This window comes from Rhodoferax sp. LS1P39, assembly GCF_056521425.1.
The window spans coordinates 1-20,991 of record NZ_JBWMAV010000003.1 but is presented as its reverse complement, the minus strand read 5'-3'; the positions used below and the strand labels follow the sequence as shown (position 1 = coordinate 20,991).

25 protein-coding genes are annotated in these 20,991 nt (G+C 62.1%); 10 read left to right on the top strand and 15 right to left on the bottom strand.

The window, feature by feature from the left end; genetic code table 11:
* Positions 1–55: 55 nt before the first annotated feature.
* On the bottom strand, positions 56–850 hold the full coding sequence (locus tag AC097O_RS06975; protein ID WP_479592124.1) for a FadR/GntR family transcriptional regulator: 795 nt from the start codon (positions 848–850) through the stop codon (positions 56–58).
* Between the two features lie 115 nt (positions 851–965).
* Here AC097O_RS06975 and AC097O_RS06970 point away from each other — a divergent pair, with 115 nt between their 5' ends.
* A complete protein-coding gene (locus AC097O_RS06970) occupies positions 966–1,889 on the top strand; it encodes a 2-dehydro-3-deoxygalactonokinase (protein ID WP_479592123.1) in 924 nt (307 codons plus the stop codon).
* A 3-nt stretch (positions 1,890–1,892) separates the two neighbouring features.
* Positions 1,893–2,543, top strand: a complete 651-nt coding sequence (locus AC097O_RS06965; RefSeq protein ID WP_479592122.1) for a 2-dehydro-3-deoxy-6-phosphogalactonate aldolase — start codon at positions 1,893–1,895, stop codon at positions 2,541–2,543.
* Between the two features lie 104 nt (positions 2,544–2,647).
* Here AC097O_RS06965 and AC097O_RS06960 read toward each other — a convergent pair whose 3' ends face one another.
* Positions 2,648–3,655: a helix-turn-helix domain-containing protein gene (locus AC097O_RS06960; protein ID WP_479592121.1), complete on the bottom strand. Its 1,008-nt coding sequence runs from the start codon at positions 3,653–3,655 to the stop codon at positions 2,648–2,650.
* Positions 3,656–3,828: 173 nt separating this feature from the next.
* Between AC097O_RS06960 and AC097O_RS06955 the strand changes: the two genes are divergently transcribed.
* The 3 genes from AC097O_RS06955 (at position 3,829) to AC097O_RS06945 (ending at position 5,737) form a co-directional block, all read left to right on the top strand.
* The gene (locus AC097O_RS06955) at positions 3,829–4,917 is read left to right on the top strand and encodes a nitrilase-related carbon-nitrogen hydrolase (protein ID WP_479592120.1); all 1,089 of its coding nucleotides are present in this window, start codon (positions 3,829–3,831) and stop codon (positions 4,915–4,917) included.
* A 155-nt stretch (positions 4,918–5,072) separates the two neighbouring features.
* On the top strand, positions 5,073–5,342 hold the full coding sequence (locus AC097O_RS06950) for an antitoxin (protein WP_479592119.1): 270 nt from the start codon (positions 5,073–5,075) through the stop codon (positions 5,340–5,342).
* A complete protein-coding gene (locus AC097O_RS06945) occupies positions 5,339–5,737 on the top strand; it encodes a PIN domain-containing protein (protein ID WP_479592118.1) in 399 nt (132 codons plus the stop codon). Before AC097O_RS06950 ends, AC097O_RS06945 begins: the two co-directional genes overlap by 4 nt.
* A gap of 117 nt (positions 5,738–5,854) precedes the next feature.
* On the opposite strand, the gene AC097O_RS06940 is transcribed toward AC097O_RS06945, so the two are convergent.
* From AC097O_RS06940 to AC097O_RS06930, 3 genes are all read right to left on the bottom strand, one after another.
* Positions 5,855–6,232, bottom strand: coding sequence for a nuclear transport factor 2 family protein (locus AC097O_RS06940; protein WP_479592117.1), 378 nt, complete (start codon positions 6,230–6,232; stop codon positions 5,855–5,857).
* A 62-nt stretch (positions 6,233–6,294) separates the two neighbouring features.
* Complete coding sequence (locus tag AC097O_RS06935; RefSeq protein WP_479592116.1) at positions 6,295–7,188, bottom strand: amino acid ABC transporter substrate-binding protein; 894 nt, start codon at positions 7,186–7,188, stop codon at positions 6,295–6,297.
* Positions 7,189–7,198: 10 nt separating this feature from the next.
* Positions 7,199–7,642, bottom strand: a complete 444-nt coding sequence (locus tag AC097O_RS06930; protein WP_479592115.1) for a VOC family protein — start codon at positions 7,640–7,642, stop codon at positions 7,199–7,201.
* A 118-nt stretch (positions 7,643–7,760) separates the two neighbouring features.
* Between AC097O_RS06930 and AC097O_RS06925 the strand changes: the two genes are divergently transcribed.
* Positions 7,761–8,648, top strand: coding sequence for a LysR family transcriptional regulator (locus tag AC097O_RS06925; protein WP_479592114.1), 888 nt, complete (start codon positions 7,761–7,763; stop codon positions 8,646–8,648).
* A gap of 113 nt (positions 8,649–8,761) precedes the next feature.
* On the opposite strand, the gene AC097O_RS06920 is transcribed toward AC097O_RS06925, so the two are convergent.
* The 9 genes from AC097O_RS06920 to AC097O_RS06880 form a co-directional block, all read right to left on the bottom strand.
* On the bottom strand, positions 8,762–9,292 hold the full coding sequence (locus AC097O_RS06920; RefSeq protein WP_479592113.1) for a GNAT family N-acetyltransferase: 531 nt from the start codon (positions 9,290–9,292) through the stop codon (positions 8,762–8,764).
* Positions 9,293–9,567: 275 nt separating this feature from the next.
* Entirely contained in the window at positions 9,568–10,212 is a 645-nt protein-coding gene (locus AC097O_RS06915; RefSeq protein WP_479592112.1) for a hypothetical protein, read from the bottom strand.
* Complete coding sequence (locus AC097O_RS06910; protein WP_479592111.1) at positions 10,209–13,364, bottom strand: HsdM family class I SAM-dependent methyltransferase; 3,156 nt, start codon at positions 13,362–13,364, stop codon at positions 10,209–10,211. The genes AC097O_RS06915 and AC097O_RS06910 overlap by 4 nt, the downstream gene beginning before the upstream one ends.
* A complete protein-coding gene (locus AC097O_RS06905) occupies positions 13,361–13,651 on the bottom strand; it encodes an XRE family transcriptional regulator (protein ID WP_479592110.1) in 291 nt (96 codons plus the stop codon). The genes AC097O_RS06910 and AC097O_RS06905 overlap by 4 nt, the downstream gene beginning before the upstream one ends.
* A gap of 515 nt (positions 13,652–14,166) precedes the next feature.
* Positions 14,167–15,501 (bottom strand): type II toxin-antitoxin system HipA family toxin, encoded by a 1,335-nt coding sequence (locus AC097O_RS06900; RefSeq protein ID WP_479592109.1) that lies wholly within the window; start codon positions 15,499–15,501, stop codon positions 14,167–14,169.
* Positions 15,501–15,779: a helix-turn-helix domain-containing protein gene (locus AC097O_RS06895; protein ID WP_479592108.1), complete on the bottom strand. Its 279-nt coding sequence runs from the start codon at positions 15,777–15,779 to the stop codon at positions 15,501–15,503. Before AC097O_RS06895 ends, AC097O_RS06900 begins: the two co-directional genes overlap by 1 nt.
* Positions 15,780–15,910: 131 nt before the next feature.
* Positions 15,911–16,828 (bottom strand): L-lactate dehydrogenase, encoded by a 918-nt coding sequence (locus AC097O_RS06890; RefSeq protein WP_479592107.1) that lies wholly within the window; start codon positions 16,826–16,828, stop codon positions 15,911–15,913.
* A gap of 55 nt (positions 16,829–16,883) precedes the next feature.
* The gene (locus AC097O_RS06885) at positions 16,884–17,321 is read right to left on the bottom strand and encodes a TIGR02594 family protein (protein WP_479592106.1); all 438 of its coding nucleotides are present in this window, start codon (positions 17,319–17,321) and stop codon (positions 16,884–16,886) included.
* Positions 17,318–18,004: an SOS response-associated peptidase gene (locus AC097O_RS06880; RefSeq protein WP_479592105.1), complete on the bottom strand. Its 687-nt coding sequence runs from the start codon at positions 18,002–18,004 to the stop codon at positions 17,318–17,320. The genes AC097O_RS06885 and AC097O_RS06880 overlap by 4 nt, the downstream gene beginning before the upstream one ends.
* Positions 18,005–18,283: 279 nt before the next feature.
* Here AC097O_RS06880 and AC097O_RS06875 point away from each other — a divergent pair, with 279 nt between their 5' ends.
* Both AC097O_RS06875 and AC097O_RS06870 read left to right on the top strand, forming a co-directional pair.
* Positions 18,284–18,919, top strand: a complete 636-nt coding sequence (locus AC097O_RS06875; RefSeq protein WP_479592104.1) for an outer membrane lipoprotein — start codon at positions 18,284–18,286, stop codon at positions 18,917–18,919.
* A 270-nt stretch (positions 18,920–19,189) separates the two neighbouring features.
* Complete coding sequence (locus AC097O_RS06870) at positions 19,190–19,498, top strand: BON domain-containing protein (RefSeq protein ID WP_479592103.1); 309 nt, start codon at positions 19,190–19,192, stop codon at positions 19,496–19,498.
* Positions 19,499–19,595: 97 nt separating this feature from the next.
* On the opposite strand, the gene AC097O_RS06865 is transcribed toward AC097O_RS06870, so the two are convergent.
* Positions 19,596–20,129 carry a 2'-5' RNA ligase family protein gene (locus tag AC097O_RS06865; RefSeq protein ID WP_479592102.1) on the bottom strand — a complete coding sequence of 178 codons (534 nt, stop codon included), beginning with the start codon at positions 20,127–20,129 and terminating at the stop codon, positions 19,596–19,598.
* 279 nt (positions 20,130–20,408) lie between these two features.
* On the opposite strand from AC097O_RS06865, the gene AC097O_RS06860 reads away from it, so the two are divergent.
* Positions 20,409–20,717, top strand: a complete 309-nt coding sequence (locus tag AC097O_RS06860) for a BON domain-containing protein (RefSeq protein WP_479592101.1) — start codon at positions 20,409–20,411, stop codon at positions 20,715–20,717.
* 84 nt (positions 20,718–20,801) lie between these two features.
* On the top strand, positions 20,802–20,991 hold a 190-nt coding region (locus tag AC097O_RS06855; protein ID WP_479592100.1), incomplete at its 3' end, for a helix-turn-helix domain-containing protein.

The window sequence follows — 20,991 nt, the reverse complement described above, 5'->3', positions numbered from 1 at the left end:
GACCGCGCATTCTATGATCAGGACAAACCCTTGGCCCACCAAATACCGGAGGTTGTTACACCGTTGGACCCGCCGAATGCGCCACATGGCCCGCCACAGGCACCGCCTCGGCCGGGCCGTCGGACAGCATGGCCGAGCGCTGCATCAGGTCGCGGGTGTCCGACAGCATCACCGCCATGCGGTGCAAGGCCCGCTGCGCGTCGCCCGCGCGGATGGCGTCCAGCACCTTGCGGTGGTCGGGCAGCGCATCGTGGAAATCGCCCGCCTTGCGCGCAGAAATGCCCAGCAAGGCCTCCAGCGCACTGCCGATGATGGCGGCCAGCGGCACCAGCAACGGGTTATTGGTGGCCTGCAGGATGGCGCTGTGGAAAGCCAGGTCGGCCTCCACCCATTCATTCACATTGCTGGCGCTTTCCATGGCGTGGAAGGCAGCCTCCAGCGCGGCCAGTTGCTCGGGGCTGCGGCTGCGCGCGGCCAGGGCGGCGGCGGCGGGCTCAATGATTTCGCGCATTTCGGTGAGGTGGCGCAAAAACTGCGCGTCGGGCCCGGTGGCGCAGCGCCACGAAAGCACGTCGGGGTCGAGCATGTTCCAGCTGGCCTGCGGGCGCACCCAGGTGCCCACCCGGGGGCGCGACTCCAGCAAGCCCTTGGCGGCCAGCACCTTGATGGCCTCGCGCAGCGCGGTGCGGCTCACATCCAGCGTGCGGCACAGCACCTCTTCGTTGGGCAGCAGCTCGCCCGCCGGATAGGCCCCGCCCACCACGCCGTGGCCCAGGGACTTGACCACCTGCCCGTGCAGATTGCGCCCCGAGTAGGTTGCCGAGACACTTTGGTTCGAGGGAGACCGCATCAACATCACTCCAAGAAAAGCCGCGTGGGCTGCATACCGCATTGTGACACTACAGGGCAATAATAAATCATACAATCAAACCCCATTCCGCCACGGCTTTCTCCACACAGCACCTATGACAGCAACTCACACCCCCTGGATCGGCGTGGACTGGGGCACCACCCACCGCCGTGGCTACGCACTGGCCGCCAATGGCACCTGCACCACCGAGGCCAGCGACGACCAGGGCGCACTCACCACCCGTGGGCGGCACGCCGAATCCCTGGCCGCGTGGCTACCTGCACTGGGTGCGCCTGCAGACTGCCATGTGGTGATGTCGGGCATGGTGGGCAGCGCCTTTGGCTGGCAGGAAGCGCCCTACCTCGGCCCCGATGTACCGCTCGAAGCCCTGCCGCAGCACCTGGTGCACGTCGAAGGCCAGCCGCAGCGGTATATCGTGCCCGGCTACTGCGTGCGTGATGCCGCCGGCCAGCCCGACGTGATGCGCGGCGAAGAAACCCAGCTGCTCGGCGCGGTGGCCATGGGCCTGCGCAACGGCTGGTTCGTGCTGCCCGGCACGCACAGCAAATGGGTGCTGCTGCGCGATGGCCGCGTGGAACAACTGCGCACCTACATGACCGGCGAGCTGTTTGCCCTGCTGTCCACCAACGGCACCCTGGCCGCTGCATCACAAACGGCACAGCCAGCGGGCACAGAACCCCTGTGGAGCCAGCCCGCCTTTGCCGATGGCGTGGCCGCCGGAGTCCCCGGCGCGCTGGCGCACCAGCTGTTTGCCTGCCGCGCCCGCGTGGTCACCGGCACCATGCCCGCCAGCCAGGCCTTGGCCTATTTAAGCGGCCTGCTGATCGGCAGCGAGCTGCAAGACGTGCTGCAAGACCTCGGCACATCCGACAGTGACCAGTTTCACCTGATCGGCTCCCCCGCCCTGGCCGAGGCCTACCAGGTCGCCGCCCGCCAGCTCGGTAGCGCACTCACCCTGCTCTCGCCGCGCGACGTGATCCTCAGCGGCTTCCACTACATCCAAACCCACAAGGCCTGACCCATGACCACATCCGCCACGACTTCCTCCACCCCTGCCGCCCCCACCGACATGCCCCTGGTCGCCATCCTGCGCGGCCTGGACGTGGAATCCGCCGAAGCCGTTGGCCGTGCCCTGTTCGATGCCGGTTTCCGCCTGCTGGAAGTGCCGCTGAACCGCCCCGGCGCGCTGGAATGCATCACCCGCCTGGCCGCCATCGCCCCGCCCGACGCACTGGTCGGCGCAGGCACCGTGCTCAGCGTGGCCGACGTGGACGCGGTGCACGCCGCAGGCGGCCAGCTCATCGTGTCGCCCAACTGCAACCCCGCCGTGATCCACCGCAGCGTGGCCACCGGCCTGTTCAGCGCCCCCGGCATCGCCACCCCCACCGAAGCCTTCGCCGCCCTCGAGGCCGGTGCCCACGCCCTGAAAATCTTCCCCGCCGAACAGGTCGGCACCGCAGGCCTCAAAGCCCTGCTGTCGGTGCTGCCTAGCGGCACCCCCATCTGGCCCGTAGGCGGCATCACGCCCGAGAGCATGGCGGGCTGGGTCAAAGCAGGTGCCACCGGCTTCGGCATCGGCGGCCAGCTCTACGCGCCGGGCACGCCTGCGGACCAGGTGAAGGCGCGGGCGACAGGGTTTGTAGCGGCCTGGAAGGCTTGCCGGGTGGGGTGAATTGCTATGGAATAAGGAGCTGCTTATGCTGGTGGGATGAGCACGGGCGGCTTAAATTACCTCAAACCACGTCTCAGTACCCGCCAGCGCCGACCCCACCATCGTCAGTGGCTGCGAAGTTCCAATAAGCGCTGCCTGAACGCGCTCGGCGTTTCCCCATAGTTCTGGCGAAACGCCTTGGAGAAATGGCTCATGTTGACGAAGCCGTGCGACATGGCGATCTGGGTCAATGACTCTTGCGCACGCGCCGGGTTACGCAGGCTCTGCGCCGCGCGGTCCAGCCGCATGTGGGCGATGTAACCCGCCAGCGAATCGCCTTCGGATGCCCACAGTTGCTGCAGGTAGCGTGTGGACACACGCAGGGCCGCTGCAACAGAGGCCACGCTCAAGGCATCATCGTCAATATGCTGCGCCACGTGGTACTGGGCCTGCAGCAGCATGCGTTCGCGGTGCTCGGTGCTCTGCACCGGGGTGCTTGCCAACCGCTCTTGAACGGCTGCGCCCAGTAGCAGCGCCAAGTGGCGCAATGCCAGCGCGGCACTGCTCGCGTCGACCTGCAGCCGTTGGTCCACCAGCGCCCGCGCGTAAGCCCTGACGAGCGGGGCCATGCCGCTTTCGCCAGAAAACCTCTGGGCGACCAGGCGTTTAAGCACCGTCTTGTTGCAGCCAAGCCGGTCAATGGGCACCCGAAAGCAGGCCACCTGCATACCCGTCGGAATTTCCAGGGCGTAAGGGCGGTCGGCAGTGCACAGGGAAAACTCGCCCGGCTGCATGACGCAGGCGTTACCGTCCTGGGCTACATGCATGTCGCCATGCAGCATCAGGTTCATGATGACCGCTTCGGACGATTCTCGGTCTACCACCTGCGTGCCGCGCCGTACCGACAGCCTGCGGCCCACCCGGATTGCGCTTACCGACCCGGCTTCACAGGAAAAGCCCTCCATGGAACACAAAAGGTCGTGTCGAGTGTCCGCCTTGCAATCGAGCTGAACGACATGCTTGCGCACCACCTCGTTCCAATACGCCTCGCGCTCCCCGGGAAGCTCGTTTGCGGTGTCGGCGCGCACGAATTCAATGGCGACTGGCGGGGGTTGGGAGGCGGCTTGCACCATGGTTGCGCGTAGCGAGGGGTGAGGGGCGTTTGGGTCGTCATACACGCAATAAACATGCCCCATAAACACCATGTGCGCTCCTGGCAAAGCTTTTGTTCGCCCCGGGAACAGCGGGTTGAAGGCACTGCGTAGACCATTGCCTCACCGCTTTTCAACCACTTCCTAGGACCCCCATGACCCCCTATTCCCCCAACCACAGCGCACCCGAGTCCCAGCCCGAATTGGCACCCGCATCGAACCAACGCAGGCTGCTGCTGCGCAGCATGGCGGCCGCTGTACCGCTGCTGTCGGGTGTGCTGGCCGGTTGTGGCGGTGCCAGCGCCGCCACCGGTACCTACGATGCATCCAACGTCACCATTACCACCGAGCCCTACAAGGTCGCGATCGTGGGCAAAGAGGCTTCACCCGCCCTGGACCTGGCCACCGGCATCGCCAAGCTGCTCACACTGATGCAAGAGGCCAAGAATGCCGGTGCCCGCTTCATCGTCTGCGGCGAACTATGGCTACCGGGCTACCCAGTGGCGCTCAATTTCCAGAGCAACTGGAAGCAGCAAAACTGGGCCAACTACGTGGCCAACTCCATCACCGTGGGCGATGCCCACTGGCTACGCATCCTCAACGCGGCGCGCACGATAGGCATTTACCTGTCCTTCGGATTCAGCGAGATCGAAGGCAACTACGCCTACATGGGCCAGGCCCTGATCGCCGACGACGGCAGCGTGATTTACAAACGCAGAAAGATTCGCCCCTCGGGCGGCGAGCGTGACTACTGGAGCGATGCGCCCATGGCGACCAACCTGCAGGCCGCCACCACGCCCCTGGGCCGCATCACCATGCTGGAATGCTGGGACCACCTGCGGCCCCAGTCCACCTTCAACACCATGGCGCAGTTGCCTAATGTGCACATCTGCGCCTGGCCCTACATTCCCGCCGCCAACGCCTCCGCGCAATGGTGGGAACGCGGAGAAGTGGCGCACGCAGCCGCAGCCTACTTCTCGCAACTGACCGGGGCTTACACGCTACTGCCAGGCGTAGGCCATGTGGGGGTCTACAAAAACAGCGTCAAGGTGGCAGAGATGCTGGCCAGCGACAGCGCGTCCATCCTGTACTACACCATCACCCCCGACAACTGGAGCGGAACCACGAGCAGCTCCACCAGCGAGTTTTCTTACGGAGTCTTGCAGTTGCTCAGCGACAACTACCCCGGCAGCAAAGTCGCCGACCCCGAGCACGGCACCCTGAAGCTGAACCCGCTGGTCTGAACCATAAGCAGGCGCACACTCGCTGCGCCTTGCTATTGAATACGTAGCTGCCTACGCTGTTGGAATGGGCGCTAGAGGGCGAAATGGCTTAAGAGGTTTGCTTCCGGCTTCTTGCAGGCATATACTTTGGTATAGACCACTCGCAAGGAGCCACCATGGAGCAAACCGCCAAACTCTTCACCAATGGCCGCAGCCAGGCCGTGCGTTTGCCAGCAGCCTACCGTTTTGACACCACCGAAGTGTTTATCCACCAGAACGCAGACAGCGGCGATGTCATCCTGTCGCGCAGGCCCGCCACCTGGGACGGCTTCTTTGCGGTACTGGCCACGGCAGACGTACCCGCCGACTTTTTGAACCCGGCAGAACGCCACGAAGCGCCACACAGCTCAGACGACCGCGACCCCCTGGAAGGCTTGGGCGCATGAAGCGCTACCTGCTGGACACCAACACCGTCAGCCATCTGCTCAAACGGCATCCCGCCGTGGCCCGGCGCGTGGTGGCTGTTCCTATGGCTGCCCTGTGCATTTCCGCCATCACCGAAGGAGAGCTGTTGTTCGGCCTGGCCAAACGACCGGATGCCAGCCGCGTGCATGCAGCCGTGCGGGAGCTCTTGCTGCGACTGGAAGTATTGCCCTGGGACCGCGCCGCCGCTGCCCGCTACGGCCCCCTGCGCGCCACGCTGGTCGGCCTGGGCAAACCCCTGGCACCCATGGATTTATTGATCGCCGCGCATGCGCTGAGCGCCGATGCCGTGGTCGTCACCAACGACCAAGCCTTCCGCCAGGTACCGGGCTTGGCGCTGGAAGACTGGACGCTTTGACAAGCTTGCAGCGCTATGGAATAAAGAGCTGCTTGCGCTGGTGGAATGGACGCAAGAAGCCAAAAACCCTCGCAACTTAAACCCATTCCATGCGTGCGTGAGATCGGACTGACAACGCTACGCCTTCGGGTAGATGCAATAGGTCTTGTTGACGATGACCCAAGCGCCATCCACCTTCAACAGGTTGAAAAAATCGGTGAAGCGTTGGCCCGCGACCCTGTCGCAATCCAGACGGACGCTGGCCGCCGTGCCTGCGATGTCGATGCGTGAGACCACGGCCCGGGCTTCGGGTGAGGGCTCAAACTGGTCGATCAGGTCAAAGAGCTTCTCGATCTCGGGGCCGAAGACCGTGTCTCCGTCGAGCCCGAAAATGGTGGCCTGCGGGTGAAAAGCGGGCCGCATGGTCGCACTGCTGGCGTTTTGGTTGCCATCGGTGTATTTGCGGACCACCTGGATGATGGCCTCGTAGTCCTGGATGTCGCTGGGGTTTGGCATGGTGTGCTCCTGGTAGTGGATAGTGAGTAACGGATAGTGGAATGGGGGTTTGCGCCCTGGCTTCAGCGGGCAGCGGCGTAGTCTTCAGCTGGTTTGTCGTTGGGGTTGGCCCAGGCGGCTTTGGTGGCCTGGGACGCGGGCAGGTTGATGGCATTGCCGGTGGGTGGAATCGGCTTCATGAACCACTTGTCGTAGATGCCCGCAATCTCGCCGGTTTTCATCAGCCCCCGCAAGGTGTTGTCGATGCTTTGCTTGAACGCGGCATCGTCTTTGCGGACCATGATGGCAATGGGCTCCACACCCAGGACCTCGCCCACGATCCTGTAGTCGGCGGGGTTGCGGGCATTGGCAATGTTGCCAGCCAGCACCTGGGCATCCATCACAAACGCATCGGCGCGGCCAGATTCCAGGTTGAGCAGGCTCTCGGCGTGGTCCTTGCCATAGACATCCTGAAACTCCACTCCCTGCGCACGCTGGTGCTTGCGCAGCACTTGCACGCTAGTCGTGCCACTGGTGGTGGCGACCTTCCGGCCATTCAACTGGCTGATGGACTGGATACCGGAGCTGGCCTTGGCGGCAATGCGGATCTCTTCAACGTAGGTGGTGACGGCAAAGGCCACCTGCTGCTGGCGCGTCGCGTTGTTGGTGGTAGAGCCGCACTCCAGATCAATGGTCTCGTTTTGCAGCAGCGGGATGCGGTTGGTGGAGGTGACCGGGTAGTAACGGATATCCAGCTTGGAGAGCCCCAATTGTTTTTGTATATCCGCCAAAGCGCGACGGCACAGGTCGATATGGAAGCCACCGTACTGCTCCTTGCCCAGGGTGTACGACAAAACGCCAGACGAGTCGCGCACGCCCATGTTGACGGTGCCCGTCGATTTGATCTTCTGCAGCGTATCGGCCTGCGCAGTAAGGGCCGCGCAGGCCGCAAGAAGGGTCAAGGTCAGAATTTTCATCGTGGTTTGCTCACTTGGCGAACAGCTTGGTGATGTCGCCAAATGCCTTGATCTCCAGCGCGTTGCCCGACGGGTCGAGAAAAAACATGGTGGCTTGTTCGCCGGGTTCGCCCTTGAAGCGCACGTAGGGCTCGATGATGAATTCGACCCCCTGCGAGGTCAGCCGGGCCGCCATCGCCTCCCAGTCGGACATGGGCAGCACGATGCCGAAATGCCGCACCGGCACGCCATGGCCGTCCACCGCGTTGCGTTGGGCCAGACCGGTTTCGCTGGGTGCCAGGTGCGCCACGATCTGGTGGCCGTAGAAGTTGAAGTCGATCCAATCGTCCGACGTGCGGCCCTCCGGGCAGCCCAGCAAGCCGCCGTAAAAGCTGCGCGCCAGGGCGAGGTCGTGCACCGCGAAGGCCAGGTGGAAGGGAGACAGCAGCGCGGGGTTGGTTTGGGGACTTTGCATTTTTTCTCTCGGTGGTGGATGAAGATGCGCAAGTGTGAATCCAGCGAGACAAAAATAAAATCAATATATATTTGACGTGACCTCAAATAAAATTGAATCTCAACACCAGAGTCAAACCATGATTCGCGAGCTCAAAACCTTCGTCACCGTGGCCCGGCAAGGCACGTTTGCCGCCGCAGGCGAAGCCATCGGCCTCACGCAGGCGGCGGTCAGCGCACAGATGCAGCGCCTGGAAACCGAGCTGGGCTTTCCACTGTTTGACCGCACCGGCCGGTCGGCGCGGCTCAATGCCATGGGGCATCAGACCCTGGACCGGGCGCAAGAGCTGATTCGCCTCTACAGCGACCTGGGTTCGCGCCGCACGGGCAAACCTGCGGCGGTGCTGGTCAGCATCGGGGCCATTGCGTCGGTGCAACGCGCCCTGCTGCCCGACGTGCTGGCCACGTTCCACAAACAGTTCCCCGGCTGCCGCTCGCGGGTGATCCCTGGTTTGTCCATGGACCTGGTGAACCGGGTGGATGCAGGCGACATCGACATGGCCGCAATCATCCGGCCGCCTTTTTCACTGCACACCGATCTGCGGTGGACCACGCTGGCATCCGAGCCATTCCGTCTTTTGGTCCCCAAAACCGTGGAAGGCAAGGATTGGTCCGAACTGCTGTGCAGCCAGCCCTTCGTGCGCTACGACCGCACCTCGTTCGGTGGCCGACAGGTCGACCGCTTCCTGCGCGCGGCCCACCTGCGCGTGCAAGACATCTGCGAAGTGGATGAACTGGAAGCCATCGTGCGCCTGGTGGCCAACGGCGTAGGGGTCGCACTGGTGCCGCAGACCCACACCCACCGGCGCTGGCCTGCAGCCGTGCGCGCCATCGACCTGGGCCCGCACACCTTCCACCGGGACATCGGCCTGCTCCACCGGGCCCCTCGCAGCATGGGCGAAGCGGCGCAACGCATGGCGCAACTCATCTGCGGGTCTTACGGCGAAACCACGCAAACTGCTGGTTGAAGAGAGTTATGAATGCTGGCACCAGAGCGCTGGGCTGGCGGAACCATTTGCTATTGAATAAATAGCTGCTTGCGCTAGTGGAATAAGCACGGGAAGCCTAAAACCTTCACAACTCAAGCCACCAAAGAAAACACATCCGCATCCACCGCCCGGCCGTGCAGCCACAGCTTGTTGCGGGCCGTGCATTCCCACAACGCACCGGCCTTGCGCGCCGCGCCCGCGCTGGCCGCATTGCCCACGGCGGCGCTGATCTCCACGCGGTGCAGCTGCAGCGTCGCAAAAGCAAAGTCGGCCAGCACCCGCACACAGCCGCTGGCCACACCCCGCCCCTGCGCCGACTGCCGCACCCAGTAGCCCAGATTGCAGCCCCTGTGCGTCGCATGGAGCTGGCTGATGCCGGTCCCGCCCAGGAACCGCTGCCCGTCCTCGGAGAACACGCCAAATTCATGGTTCGTGCCCGCCGCCCGCCCGGCGTGGGTAAAGGCAAACCACGCCAACGCCTCCTGCTCGCTGTACCCCGCATGGGCCCACGGCATCCAGGGCAACAGCGATGGCAATGACTCCAGCACCGCCTCGGTGAAGGCTGGGGCATCGGAGGGCTCGAATGGTCTTAGCAGCAGGCCTGGGGTGTGGAGTGTGGGCATGGGTATGCTCTTGTATTTGTAGCTGGTTGTGCTGGTCGGATGGGCACGGGGGGCTTATATGACTTTGAATTTTGAACTACGTGGACAGAGCCGTCTAAATAAATCTATCGCACCCTAGATGGTTGCAGATGGGCGATCCCGAAGCGACTCAGATGAGCTCGCCTGACATGTGAGGTGCTTCGCAGCCCCGGGCTTTTTTCCAGGCTTAGCGTAGCGATCCGACCTCGTCGATATGCGGTGCGTCTAGCTGCGCCAGAGGCGGTGGGGCGTAGTGGTCAGGTGTGCCGCTTCAGTCCTGAAAACTCCAGTATCAAGTGGTGGCAGGTGAAATCTTTTGGATAGTACTTTCCGGCTGGGACTGCCCGAACATGATGGGATATCCTGTGCGGCCGCTCCGACGTTAAGCCATTCACTTCGTGAAGCGTGCAGCCCAACTTCTTGCTGATGCTATCAAGTGCGTCTGCTGTCTTTCCGCTTAGTAGGTAGCCAAGCATCGCCGCCGAGCCTGAGAAAGGCGCGTACCTACAGGTCAGAAATTGATCCTTGATGTCCTCAAGATAGTCAGCAACCCTTCCTGCCGTCTCCAGCACTTTCGCTTCCATCGGCCACATCAAGCGTTCGTCCGAACGCAGCACAAACGCGATGTCGTACTGGGGCGGCTGTGCTGGCGACGGTGCCATGGTCTCGTGCTCGTATGGACCATGTTGAACACGGAACGGCTCGTCACCCGACATCGCATCGTTGATGCGCGCTTCCAGCCGCTGGGTGATGCTGCGCTCCAGGTCGCGTGTGTCGATTGCCGACGGCCGAGCCTGCATGTCGTCGTAAGCGGCCCAAACAAGTGCCAGGAGGGTGCCCGTCGGCACTTGCATCCACGCGCGTGCCAAAGCGACAAATGCTGGATCCGGTATTGTCGTCATTGGATCACCTGTCCTGGCTCGTCCTGCTGCTGCATGCGATACAGATCCAGTGAAGCCTCATCCGCATCGTTCAGTCCTGCAGACCTTGTCCAATAGCGATCTACATTCGGCTTGATGATGATGATCGTCGGAATGCCACTGCTGGCGTCATACAGACGCACCACTCGCTGGGTGTAGATGCCCAGGCGATGCCCGGTCGCTTTTCCACCACTCAGATCCAGGCGCTCTAATTCGGCCAAAAGGCTTGAGTTCGTCATCATCTGCCAATCAACTGGGTGGGCAAAAGGGCGGCCAAGTTCAATAGACACCATCTGATACGGCAAAGCCTTGTCATCCTCGGTGTGAAAGATGGTCGCACTCACTGCCTTGTCAGCGCCAAACCCCGCCTTGAGGACGCGCATAAAGTAGGTGCAGTAATCCTCTAGGGCTGCGTCGGATGGTGCAGCTTCTTCGACAAGATGGTTCTTGGCCTTGGATTGCCCCTTGAGCTCGCGGAGATCTGCGAGCGCCAAGTCACACAGATCCTCAATCAACACCTTCTCCGCGTCTTTTAGCGCAAATGCGCGGTAAACAATCGCATCGATGTCCTCGTAACTCTTGGCCTCCTCCGTATGAGGTGGCAATGGATACGGGATCGGGATGTCGAGCAACTCATTGGTCAATGCCGCAGGGCGATAGGCAGCAATCCGCCCGCTGGTGAGTTTCAAGAAGTAGACGGCCAACAAACTGTTCACTGTCAAACAGGCGGCCTCAAGGAACTCCGAAGGCCCATGGATCGACACATAATTGTCATTGAACACAGCGGCCGCATGCATCTTCGACCTTGCCAGGCGCGCCTGGAATCGGGCGTGCCCCTTTTGCAACCCCTTTTTGAGAATAAGTTGAGGCCACTCGAAAGCCGCAAAGCTCGTGGAGTCCTTCGAGTGAAGGCGTATATCGTGTACTGGGGTCAGTCCATCCGTGTCCAGGTGCATGAGCGACCCCTGGGGGAACGTTGTTTGATCAAACAGCGGCCGACCTTCCAATTCAGGCTGGGCTCGTTTACGGTCACCATAAATAAAGCCTTGGCGCGTCAGAACCTTGATCGCTTCGCTAGGACGAGAAATGGTGGGATATCTAATCAGCCTATTGAGAAGCGCCCGGTCACGGTTCGAGCCCCACATGAGCGCCGTCCATATGGCGGAATCGTCCAAGGCTTCATGGACATACAGGGTGCGGCAGTCCTGAGGTTCGACAACAATCGTGAACTCATCGGTGAGCGGCTTGAGACGCTTCGGACTAACGTATGAGATCCGGTCATTCCATGCCGGCTTTCCGGGCGACAACACCACGATACAGGAGGGGGAGACAGATGTTTTGGGCGTGTGAGACTTGCGCTTGAACACGTCGAACCTTAGCGCCGCGAGGTTGATCACCTCCTCGACTCGATGTGTCTGGAGTAATTGCTTACGGAAATCGCAAGCCTTGGGGCTTGTATTGAACAGGAAGGCGCTCGCAGACTGAATCATCGCCACTCGACCAGTTGGCTTCAGTAGTTGCGCAGCCTTGGCCAGGAATAAGCCACCGATGTCCTTGTTGGCGACGGTCCAGTTACGCCCGTCAGCAACCGCCCACGTCCTTGCCTCTGCCGTGACAAGGTCTTCGCCCCATGGCGCATTACCGACAACGAGGTCATAGCCCTGTGCGTTTATCTGCGTATTGATGCCAGGAATATGTTCCGCAAAGAAGTCGCTGCAAAGCAGCCGACGATCGCGCATGCTCGGGAACACAACCTGCGTCCAGTAGTGACGAGGCTCGATCTCGTCGCACATCGCTAGGTAAAGACTGAAGGACGCAACGCGAACCGCGTGAGGATCGATATCCACGCCGATCAGGTTGCGCTCCAGTAATCGTCGCAACAGCTCGGCGCGCACGGTCTGACCCGGATTGGCCAGTCGCCATCTATGGACCAAGCGCTGAAAGACCTTGACGAGAAAAATCCCGGACCCACACGATGGGTCCAACACCTTGAGATCCCAGTCCGTCCCGTCCCATGGCAGCACCTTGTCTAGCACGAAGTCGACTAGATGTGGCGGCGTATAGAACACGCCACCTTCGGCCGCGCGTTCATCGATGAAGGTCTCGTAGATGCTGCTGATGAACTCAAGCGGAATAACGTCAAATGAATACTGCGGCCACAGGCAATGCTGCCCTGAAGGCATGTCGACATTGCCCTGAATGAAATCCGCCAGCAGGGAAAGATGCGTCCTGTTTACGATGCGCTTTTCTTGGGCCCATTCCTTGGCCCGAGCGTGCGGCGTATCGCCCTTTCCAGGAAAGAGGTCGCCATTGAAGCGCTCATTCAGCCATTCAAAAAGCGCATAGGCATCCGTATAGCTTGAAAGAATGCTGTCTAAGCCAGCATGTACCTTACTCAGCACACCCTCAGTATGGAGTCGCGCCAGTTTAGAGGCGGTGAGGGCAGGGTTACCGTCCACGTCCCTTCTGTCGAATAGGAACTGGACAAAAATGATGCGAGCCAACAGGTCGTGGCAGACATCATCATCATCCAGGCCAATGTTCGCGAGTAGCTGCCGGATGTGCCTCAGGTTCCTCAACAGCAGTTGGTCGGCTCGGCCATCCCGATTAAAACGCCCAGCGTGTTCGGCAAAGAAGGCCCCCGACACCAGATTGATCCAGTGCAACGAATTCGCCGCAGTGCGCTCGCGCGCATTTGCATGCGATGCGGCAAGCTCTTCTGCCGTCACTGTGTGCACAACACGATCCGCGGGCCGTTGATTTGTGGCGGGAGCTTCGCAGCATGTCCACACGCGTATGACGCTAGGCTCAATGGTAATCAGAGCCGGACAATGGGAGAAGTTCCACGCCAGTCGGTGAAGCTCATTAAGCGTTTCTTCTGAAGCAGGATGTGAGAACTCAACTACGACGGCGATTGGCGGCTCAGTGCTCGCAGCATAAGGCTGCGCGGCTAGGACACCAATGCGGCTCACCTGGAGCGCGGCCTCGCCCGCCAAAGCGCGACCGATTTTTTCTTGTACCAGCGTCGCAAACTTCGCGGCACCTGCGCCGTCAGGTCGCAGGACCTGCTCGGGCCGATTCCAGCCCAGGCTTTCGTGGAGCCAGTCCAGGGTAATGGGGGGATGTTTGATCACACAGGCAACTCCAACTGCTCTTGCTTGTCACCGCCGAAGTGGCCCGCCTTGGCGGCGCCCCGTGGCTTCTTTAGAGTTCGATCGATCTTTGCCAGCACACTTTCAAATCTAATGCCGCGTCCCTTCATCTCAGCTAGCAACACTGCAATCACCGCCAGGTGGCTAGGCACCCTGCCGACGCTGGCGTAGTTGGACACGGAGTTCTTATTCATCCCTATGAGTTCAGCAAATGCGCGTATGGTCAATCCAGCTTGCGACAGCTCAGCAAGAAATACATCGTAGTTCATCTGCGGGGTTACATGAGTGCGGATGCACATTATTTTATGGTGAACCGCACACAAAATAATGTATTTTCGCACAGCCGTCCATTCAATCGAACTGTGTCTAATGCCCAAAGGTGTTTTAGGACTGTTAGGGGAGACCCAACAGGGGTTAAGTTACGGTCAACATGTGTCCGCTACAGACCGTACGCTCACATCTTCAGAGCGAATGATGCCAACGGGCTGAAAGCGCCGGTTCATCACGGCCAAGACCGGTCATTTGCATGACCTCGTCTTGTCAGTGTGAGTCGAACGACTGGTCTTGGTGGTCAACCGGTCAGTTGAACTGTCGCCCGTCGAATTGCTGGTTATGGCAATTGCTGTCACTCGGACACCAGTCTCAATGACTGGATACACCCAAAGCCACCATCGGCCAATCAAAATCCAGGCAGAACGAGTCAACTGAGCACCGGTAAGCTCAATCACTATCCGCAAGACTCAGCAATTTTGCGCACCACCAGTCGCAACGCCAAAACCAACAATCAAGGCACTACCGCCGCGCCCACCTTGCCCTTGCCCTTCCCCCTCCCAAACCCATGCCCCCGCAGCCGCGCCAAAAGCTTCTCCTTCTGCCCCTCCAAAATCTGGCTAGCCTCCACCAGCGCAGGCCAGGTGGCGTAGGCCCGGGCTACCGTATCGCGGACGAGGCGGGTGCAGGGTTGTTCGGCGATGCCTACGCGGTTGCAAAAGGCGCGCAGGGTGCGGGGGTTGAGCGTTTTGCCTAGCTCGGGCTCGGTGGCCCCGTCGTTGCGGTACAGCGCCAACGCACTGCCCTGGCCGCTGTAGTAGGCAGACCAGGCGACGATGTCGAAGGCGGGGGACAGCACCGGGGTGTGGCTCTCGGGGTAGAGCAGGCAGAAGTTTTTCAGGTGCGCGTCATAGTTGCCCATCAGCTCGTTGATGGTGACCAGGCGCAGCAGTTCGTGCACGGCGCTCAGGCCCAGGCTGTCGGGGTAACGCAGCATCAAACCGGCCATGGCGGCGTAGGTGGCACCGGTGTATTTGTTGCGGGGGTCCACGCCCAGCGCCTGGGCGAAGTCTTCGCAGTGGATGCGCTTGGCCCCATCGCGGTCGAAGCGGGTCACGGCCAGAAAGTTGCTGCTGCCGCCCAGGGTGTAGCCGTGGGCAAAGTCCAGCTTGTCCAGCGGCACCAGCTTGTGCTCGCACACGTTGGCCCCGGCGGCCTGGGCCATGGACAGGCTGAGGTGCTCCAGCTCGGGCAGCTTGGCGCGGTCTACCTGGGGCAGCTTGCCGATGATGCGGGTCACGCCCGAACGTTTACGGGCCACGTAGCGCCCGCCCTGGGCGATCAGGCCCACCTTGGGCTGCATGCCGGAAATCGACACGCCCAGGGGCAGCGGGTCGGCGGTGACCGACATTTCCAGCGCATCGTTGTCTTGCGTGACCAGCCGGGCCAGGGCCTGGCGGTCGAGGTGGGCCGGTAGCGCCTTCACCGCACCGGGCAGGTCCAGGCCGCAGGCGGCAAACAGGGCGAAGTGGTCGTCTTCGCGGCAGCCGCGCTCTTGCGCCAGCTGGGTGCGGAACACGCCCTCGGGCAGCATGTTCTGGAAGAAGTCGGGCAGGCGGCCATCGGCACCGTTGAACACCGGCGCGGCAACGTCTTTCCACAGCGATGCCTGCTGGGCCGGGTCGCGGGCGCGCATGCTGACGGACAAAATAGCCTGCTGCGGGTCGGCGGCGAAGGCATCGTCGGCCACGAAGCGGATGATGGGGCTGGCCGTGCCGTTGGCGAAGCGAAACAACTGGCCCACGGGGCGGCCAGCGAGCAGGATGTGCAGGACTTCGACGTTGAACATCACAGGTGCTTGAGTTCGTCCGCCATGGTGGACACGCTTTGCACAGGCGTTTGGCGCGGGCCGGTGAGGGCGCGGGCGGCATCGCGGGGCACCAGCATCACCTCTTGCCCGTTGGCCTGCGCAATCGCCAGCAAGGTGGTGACGCTGAAGTTGTGTTCGCCGCTCAAGGCGCGGCCAATGCTTTGGCGCGTGAGGCCGGTCTGCTGGGCCAGGGCCACGTCACTTTTGCCCTGGCGACCCGCAGCCAGGCCCTCGGCGATGGCTTGCAAGGTGTTCATTGCGTTTAACAACTCTGTGAAAATGTACGCTCAATTTAACAGTCTTGCACGGCCATTTCAAGGGTTTGGGTGTTAAACGGATATAACATTTCTTCGAAAGTGTTAAATGAACTTGTCAGTCTGGGCCATGCTTAGGCCACCGAGGCAATCGCCGCCCGCAGCACGTCGGCCGACTTTTCCAGCGCCGCGCGCTCCTGCGCATCCATGGCGGGCTCCAGCACCTGCACCGCGCCCTGGGCGCTGACGACGGTGGGGAGCGACAAGGCCACACCATGCAAGCCCAGCGCGCCGGTCTGCACGCGGGTAACGGTGAGCACCCGGCGCTCGTCGCGCAGCATGCCGTGCAGAAGGTGGGCGGTAACCAGGCCGATGGCGTGGTTGGTAGCACCCTTGCGCTGGATGATCTCGTAGGCGGCGCGGCGCACCTGGTGGGCAATGTGCTCTTCGTCGGCAGGCTGCCAGCCCGCCCAGCTGCGCAGGGGCACGCCGCCCACTTCCGCGCTGGACCACAGCACTACTTCCGAGTCGCCATGCTCGCCCACCAGTTGCGCGTGGATGGAGCGCGGGTCCAGCGCTAGCTGCTGGCCCAGCATCTGGCGCAGCCGCGCGGTGTCCAGCATGGTGCCGGTGCCGATCACGCGCTCGGGCGGCAGGCCGGATGCCTGGGTGAAGTCAAACACCAGCACGTCGATGGGGTTGCTGACGATGACCACAATGCCCTGGTAGCCGCGCAGCTGCAGGGCGATGTTGCGCAGGATGCCCAGGTTTTCTTTCAGTAAATCCAGCCGCGACTGGCCGGGTGTGCCGCCCTTGCCTGCAGTGATGACGATGGCCTGGGTGTCCAGCATCTCGGCCAGCGACCCGGCCCGCACCTGGGCCGACGGGTAGAAGGCCGCGCCGTGCGCCAGGTCCATGGCCTCGCCCTCGGCCAGGCCGTCGCGCGTGTCGAACAAGATCACCTCTTGCGCCGCCCCCGCCTGCAACACCGAAATCGCCACGCTGGCCCCGACCCAGCCGGTGCCGATGATGCCAATGGAAGGTGTGCGCATGGGAGTTCCTTTTAAAACCCCAGCCTAACCCGGGTGTGTGACGTGCGTCTGTGCGCTAACGCCCGGAGGGCCGGCGGTAGCCCAGCACCGAGGCCAGCGGGTAACTGTTTTCGCACACGCAGTCCAGCTGGTTGCCGCCCAGCAGCAGCACCTGGTCGCCCTCGGTGCGCAAATAAAAACCCACGTGGCCGGTCCAGCCGGTGGGGTTGTCGCGGGTCAGCACCACGATGCAGCCGGGCACGGGCGCGTCCAGCGGCTGGCCCCAGTCCAGCCACGAGCGGGCCAGGGCCGAGCCGGTGCCGGGTATGCCCACCTGGGCCAGCGTCCAGTTGACGAAAGACGAGCACCAGGCCGCCTTGTCGTCATAGCCCGCGATATTGGTGCCTGCGTGGTAGGCGGTGATGCGCGGATTACTCTGGCCGGGCGGCGCGGTGCGCACGCCCTGCTCGCTGGCAGCCACCAGCATCCAGGGGGCGAAGGGCTGCAACGTCAAAACAACCCCTGCGGCACCTTGTCGGCCTTGGTTTCCAGCGGGTTGGCGGCCAGCCAGTTGGCCGGGTACTGGCGCATGAATTCCTTGGCTTTTTCGATGCGCACCGTGAGCCAGGCATCCACCGCGCCTTCGTTCAGGATGACCGGCATGTGTTTGTCGTTGCCCGCAGGGCCGTAGCGGCGCATCAGGGCGTGGTTGTTGGCGTTGACGGTGAGCACGGTGTAGCTGAGGAAGGGCACGCCATCCGGCCCGGTCCAGCTGGCCCACAGCCCGGCCACGCCCATGGGCTTGCCGTCGATGCGCGAGATGCGCGTGGGCACGGCCTTGCCGCTGCGCAGGTCGTCCACATAAAAGGCCTGCATGGGCACGATGCAGCGCTGGTTTTGCAGCCAGGCATCGCGAAAGTTTTGCGTGGTGCTGGCCGTTTCGGACCGGGCGTTGACCAGCTTGGGCGCACGCAGCTTGCCGTCGGATGCCGACTTGACCCAATGCGGCACCAGGCCCCACTGGGCGGGTGTCAAGACGCGCGACGCAGGCGCATCGCCCTCGGCCGCCATGGGCCGGATGCAAAACCCCGGCTTGCGCGGCCACATGTCGCGCTCGCCCAGGGCGCTGGGCGGTTCGACGCCGAAGGCATCCTGGTAGGTGGCGGCGTGCTGCAGGGATTCGTAATGGGTGGTCATGCGGGGATGGTAGCGCGGTGTTTTGGTAGATGGGTTGGGGCCTGGCCCGGGCCCACGGAAGGCATAGGTACTTTTGGCACCCCGCGCTTATTCCACCAGCGCGAGAAGCTACATTTTAAATAGCAATTTTGTACGAAAAACCACAGGCCAAACCGCCACCGTGTGCAGGCCCAGGTCAACCACGGCCAAGACTGTGGCGTTGAAAACCCACCAGGTCACATCTCTGGCCATCCCCGTGGAGCCCTTTAGCCCACCCACTTTCTCCCCCCCATCACCTCCATGAACACACCTACCGACTCCCTCTCAAAACCCCGTCTGCATCCCTTGGTGATTGCCGCCTGCTCGGCCATCGTGCTGGTCTGCGCCGTGGGTACGGCCGCCATCATGGGCTGGCTTCCCAACTCTGCGGCGCGCAACACCGACACCAGCAGCCTGGCGCAACCGGCGCTGATGGCACCAGTCACAGCCCCGGTGGAAGCGCCAGTCCGAGCCCCCGTAAAGGCCCCGCAAATGGCGGCAGCGCCGGTGCGCAACACCACCACAAACACCCACACCGAGCCACGGCCAGTGGCCGCCATCTGCAGCAATTGCGGCGTGGTGGAGTCCACCCGCGAAATCACCACCGCCGCCAAAGGCAGCGGTGTGGGCGCGGTAGGCGGCGCAGTGGTGGGCGGCGTGCTGGGCCACCAGGTCGGCGGTGGCCGGGGCCGCGACGTGGCGACCGTGCTGGGTGCCCTGGGCGGTGCCTTTGCGGGTAACCACATCGAAGGCCAGGTAAAGGCCTCGCACAGCTACGAGATCACCGTGCGCCTGGACGACGGCTCCACCCGCACCCTGCACCAGTCCGAGCAGCCCGGCTGGCAAGCCGGTGACCGGGTGAAGGTGGTTAACGGCGCACTGCGCTCCATCGGCTAAAAAAACGAAGCCACCATAGGCGGCAGGCACAAGTTGCTTCTCTTTTGATAGTCAAAAATAGGAGCTGCTTGTGCTGAATGCGTAAGCACAGGCAGCCATTTTCACCCTCCAAAATAGGCCTCTTCATTCAAAACCTAGGGTTTCACCCTAGATTGCAGTTGCAACACAGCCTGCGGGTTGCCGACACACAAAAGCTGTGGCGGCTTGGGAAGATCACTTCACCCCAAAACAACGCACCAATCTTGGTGCAACAACCCAAAGGATTCCACCATGACCCGCTCTATCAACCGCATTGCCGCTTCCGCTCTGTTCGCCTTGGCTGCTGGCGCTTTCCTCCCCGCACACGCTGCCACCAACGACGCAGACTTGGCCAACTCGGTGCAATCCACCCTGACCACCCAACTCGGCGCGGATGCCAAGGACGTAACCGTCACCGCCAGCAACGGCAGCATCACCCTGCACGGCTGGACGCAAGGCGTGCAAGAAGAAACCAAGGCCCGTTATGTAGCCAGCACCGTGCCCGGCGTGGCCAACGCGTACAGCAACGTGCGCACTTTCTCGACCGACAGCAACGACTAAGCCCAATATGGGGGCGTTTTAGCCCTCTCGCGCCCATGCAACCAGCGGCTGCAGCTATTTAAAAAATAGCTGCAGCCGTTTTTGGTTTGGGGGTGGCTTAGTCGACAGTTTGGCCATGCAAAAGCGGAAAGACATGCATTTGCTTCCAAAAGCCGGAAGCGTTCTCCAGTAGAACCACAGCGCTGCAAACGCAGTGAATCGGGCCGTTTGCGGCCATGGCCACCGCCAACTCGGCTTGCGCGGTATCTGCGTCGGTGGCGCTGCCGTGCGCGACGGTGAGGTGCGGAATGACCGTCTCGAACTCGCCCCCGAACGGGGGAAAGTCGGGAAACGCCTGGGCCAAGGATTGGGTGAGAGCGATGAACGGTGCGGCGGGCTCGGGGGCCAAGTAGGTCGTAGCCGGGAACCGCCCCACCGCCGCCAAAGTGAACCCGAAGACATTGATGCCGGAAATGGCTTCCTGAATGCGTCGAACCACGGCCCCCTCTATGCACTCCGGCGGCATGAACGGATACAACACCGTGACGTGCGCAGGAACGCCAAGCTTGGCCACGGGGTGGAAGCGCTCACGCAAATGTGCAACGCGGGGCTCGGCTTCGGCGACGCGAACGATGAGGCCTGTTTGGGACATACGCTGAAATATCTAAAAAAATGCAAATCGCAAACTCGGCGGTGTGCATGGGCTGCTGCGGTCCCAACCATCCATGGATACCTCCTATCGTTTTAGCCGTCCAGCGCAAATGGTACCTGCGCATAAAGCTATTCAAAACATAGCACTCACAAGTCCTAGGGTTTCACCCTAGATTGCAGTTGCAACACAGCCTGCAGGTTGCCGACACACACAAGCCGCCGCCGCTTGGGAAGATCACTCCATCGCAAAACAATTGCAACAACCCCAAAGGACCTCACCATGACCCGCTCTTTTAACCGTATCGCTGTTTCCGCCCTGCTCGCCCTGACCGCTGGCGCATTCCTGCCCGCCCACGCTACCACCAACGACGCAGACCTGGCCAACTCGGTGCAATCCACCCTGACCAGCCAACTCGGCGCGGATGCCAAGGACGTGACCGTTACCGCCAGCAATGGCAGCATCACCCTGCACGGCTGGACGCAAGGCGTGCAAGACGAAGCCAAGGCCCGCTATGTGGCCAGCACCGTGCCCGGCGTGAGCAACGCTTACAGCAACGTGCGCACCTTCTCGACCGACAGCAACGATTAAGCCCAATATGGGGGCGTTTTAGCCCTCTCGCGCTTGGCGAGTTCAAATCTGAAGTGCAACACCTTATTCAACTAAGGTGCAGAAATGACAAAAGCTCCCCAGTACCAGCAACTTCAGTCGGACGAGCGCATCGCGCTGGCACAGTACCGCGAGCAATGCTTGGGCATCCGGGCCATCGCCCGACTGCTTCACCGCTCACCCTCCACCATCAGCCGTGAGATTGAGCGCAATGCCCCGTTGGCCGCCTACAGCGGCACCTTTGCCCATCAGCGCT

What these genes read in the sequence shown, in the direction of transcription:
- AC097O_RS06905 (WP_479592110.1), bottom strand. Translation starts at nt 13,651, where the DNA reads ATGAACTACGATGTATTTCTTGCTGAGCTGTCGCAAGCTGGATTGACC.
- AC097O_RS06960 (WP_479592121.1), bottom strand. Translation starts at nt 3,655, where the DNA reads ATGGTGCAAGCCGCCTCCCAACCCCCGCCAGTCGCCATTGAATTCGTG.
- AC097O_RS06865 (WP_479592102.1), bottom strand. Translation starts at nt 20,129, where the DNA reads ATGTCCCAAACAGGCCTCATCGTTCGCGTCGCCGAAGCCGAGCCCCGC.
- AC097O_RS06875 (WP_479592104.1), top strand. Translation starts at nt 18,284, where the DNA reads ATGAACACACCTACCGACTCCCTCTCAAAACCCCGTCTGCATCCCTTG.
- AC097O_RS06935 (WP_479592116.1), bottom strand. Translation starts at nt 7,188, where the DNA reads ATGAAAATTCTGACCTTGACCCTTCTTGCGGCCTGCGCGGCCCTTACT.
- AC097O_RS06955 (WP_479592120.1), top strand. Translation starts at nt 3,829, where the DNA reads ATGACCCCCTATTCCCCCAACCACAGCGCACCCGAGTCCCAGCCCGAA.
- AC097O_RS06900 (WP_479592109.1), bottom strand. Translation starts at nt 15,501, where the DNA reads ATGTTCAACGTCGAAGTCCTGCACATCCTGCTCGCTGGCCGCCCCGTG.
- AC097O_RS06915 (WP_479592112.1), bottom strand. Translation starts at nt 10,212, where the DNA reads ATGACGACAATACCGGATCCAGCATTTGTCGCTTTGGCACGCGCGTGG.
- AC097O_RS06965 (WP_479592122.1), top strand. Translation starts at nt 1,893, where the DNA reads ATGACCACATCCGCCACGACTTCCTCCACCCCTGCCGCCCCCACCGAC.
- AC097O_RS06970 (WP_479592123.1), top strand. Translation starts at nt 966, where the DNA reads ATGACAGCAACTCACACCCCCTGGATCGGCGTGGACTGGGGCACCACC.
- AC097O_RS06975 (WP_479592124.1), bottom strand. Translation starts at nt 850, where the DNA reads ATGCGGTCTCCCTCGAACCAAAGTGTCTCGGCAACCTACTCGGGGCGC.
- AC097O_RS06940 (WP_479592117.1), bottom strand. Translation starts at nt 6,232, where the DNA reads ATGCCAAACCCCAGCGACATCCAGGACTACGAGGCCATCATCCAGGTG.
- AC097O_RS06890 (WP_479592107.1), bottom strand. Translation starts at nt 16,828, where the DNA reads ATGCGCACACCTTCCATTGGCATCATCGGCACCGGCTGGGTCGGGGCC.
- AC097O_RS06880 (WP_479592105.1), bottom strand. Translation starts at nt 18,004, where the DNA reads ATGACCACCCATTACGAATCCCTGCAGCACGCCGCCACCTACCAGGAT.
- AC097O_RS06945 (WP_479592118.1), top strand. Translation starts at nt 5,339, where the DNA reads ATGAAGCGCTACCTGCTGGACACCAACACCGTCAGCCATCTGCTCAAA.
- AC097O_RS06930 (WP_479592115.1), bottom strand. Translation starts at nt 7,642, where the DNA reads ATGCAAAGTCCCCAAACCAACCCCGCGCTGCTGTCTCCCTTCCACCTG.
- AC097O_RS06860 (WP_479592101.1), top strand. Translation starts at nt 20,409, where the DNA reads ATGACCCGCTCTTTTAACCGTATCGCTGTTTCCGCCCTGCTCGCCCTG.
- AC097O_RS06925 (WP_479592114.1), top strand. Translation starts at nt 7,761, where the DNA reads ATGATTCGCGAGCTCAAAACCTTCGTCACCGTGGCCCGGCAAGGCACG.
- AC097O_RS06920 (WP_479592113.1), bottom strand. Translation starts at nt 9,292, where the DNA reads ATGCCCACACTCCACACCCCAGGCCTGCTGCTAAGACCATTCGAGCCC.
- AC097O_RS06870 (WP_479592103.1), top strand. Translation starts at nt 19,190, where the DNA reads ATGACCCGCTCTATCAACCGCATTGCCGCTTCCGCTCTGTTCGCCTTG.
- AC097O_RS06950 (WP_479592119.1), top strand. Translation starts at nt 5,073, where the DNA reads ATGGAGCAAACCGCCAAACTCTTCACCAATGGCCGCAGCCAGGCCGTG.
- AC097O_RS06895 (WP_479592108.1), bottom strand. Translation starts at nt 15,779, where the DNA reads ATGAACACCTTGCAAGCCATCGCCGAGGGCCTGGCTGCGGGTCGCCAG.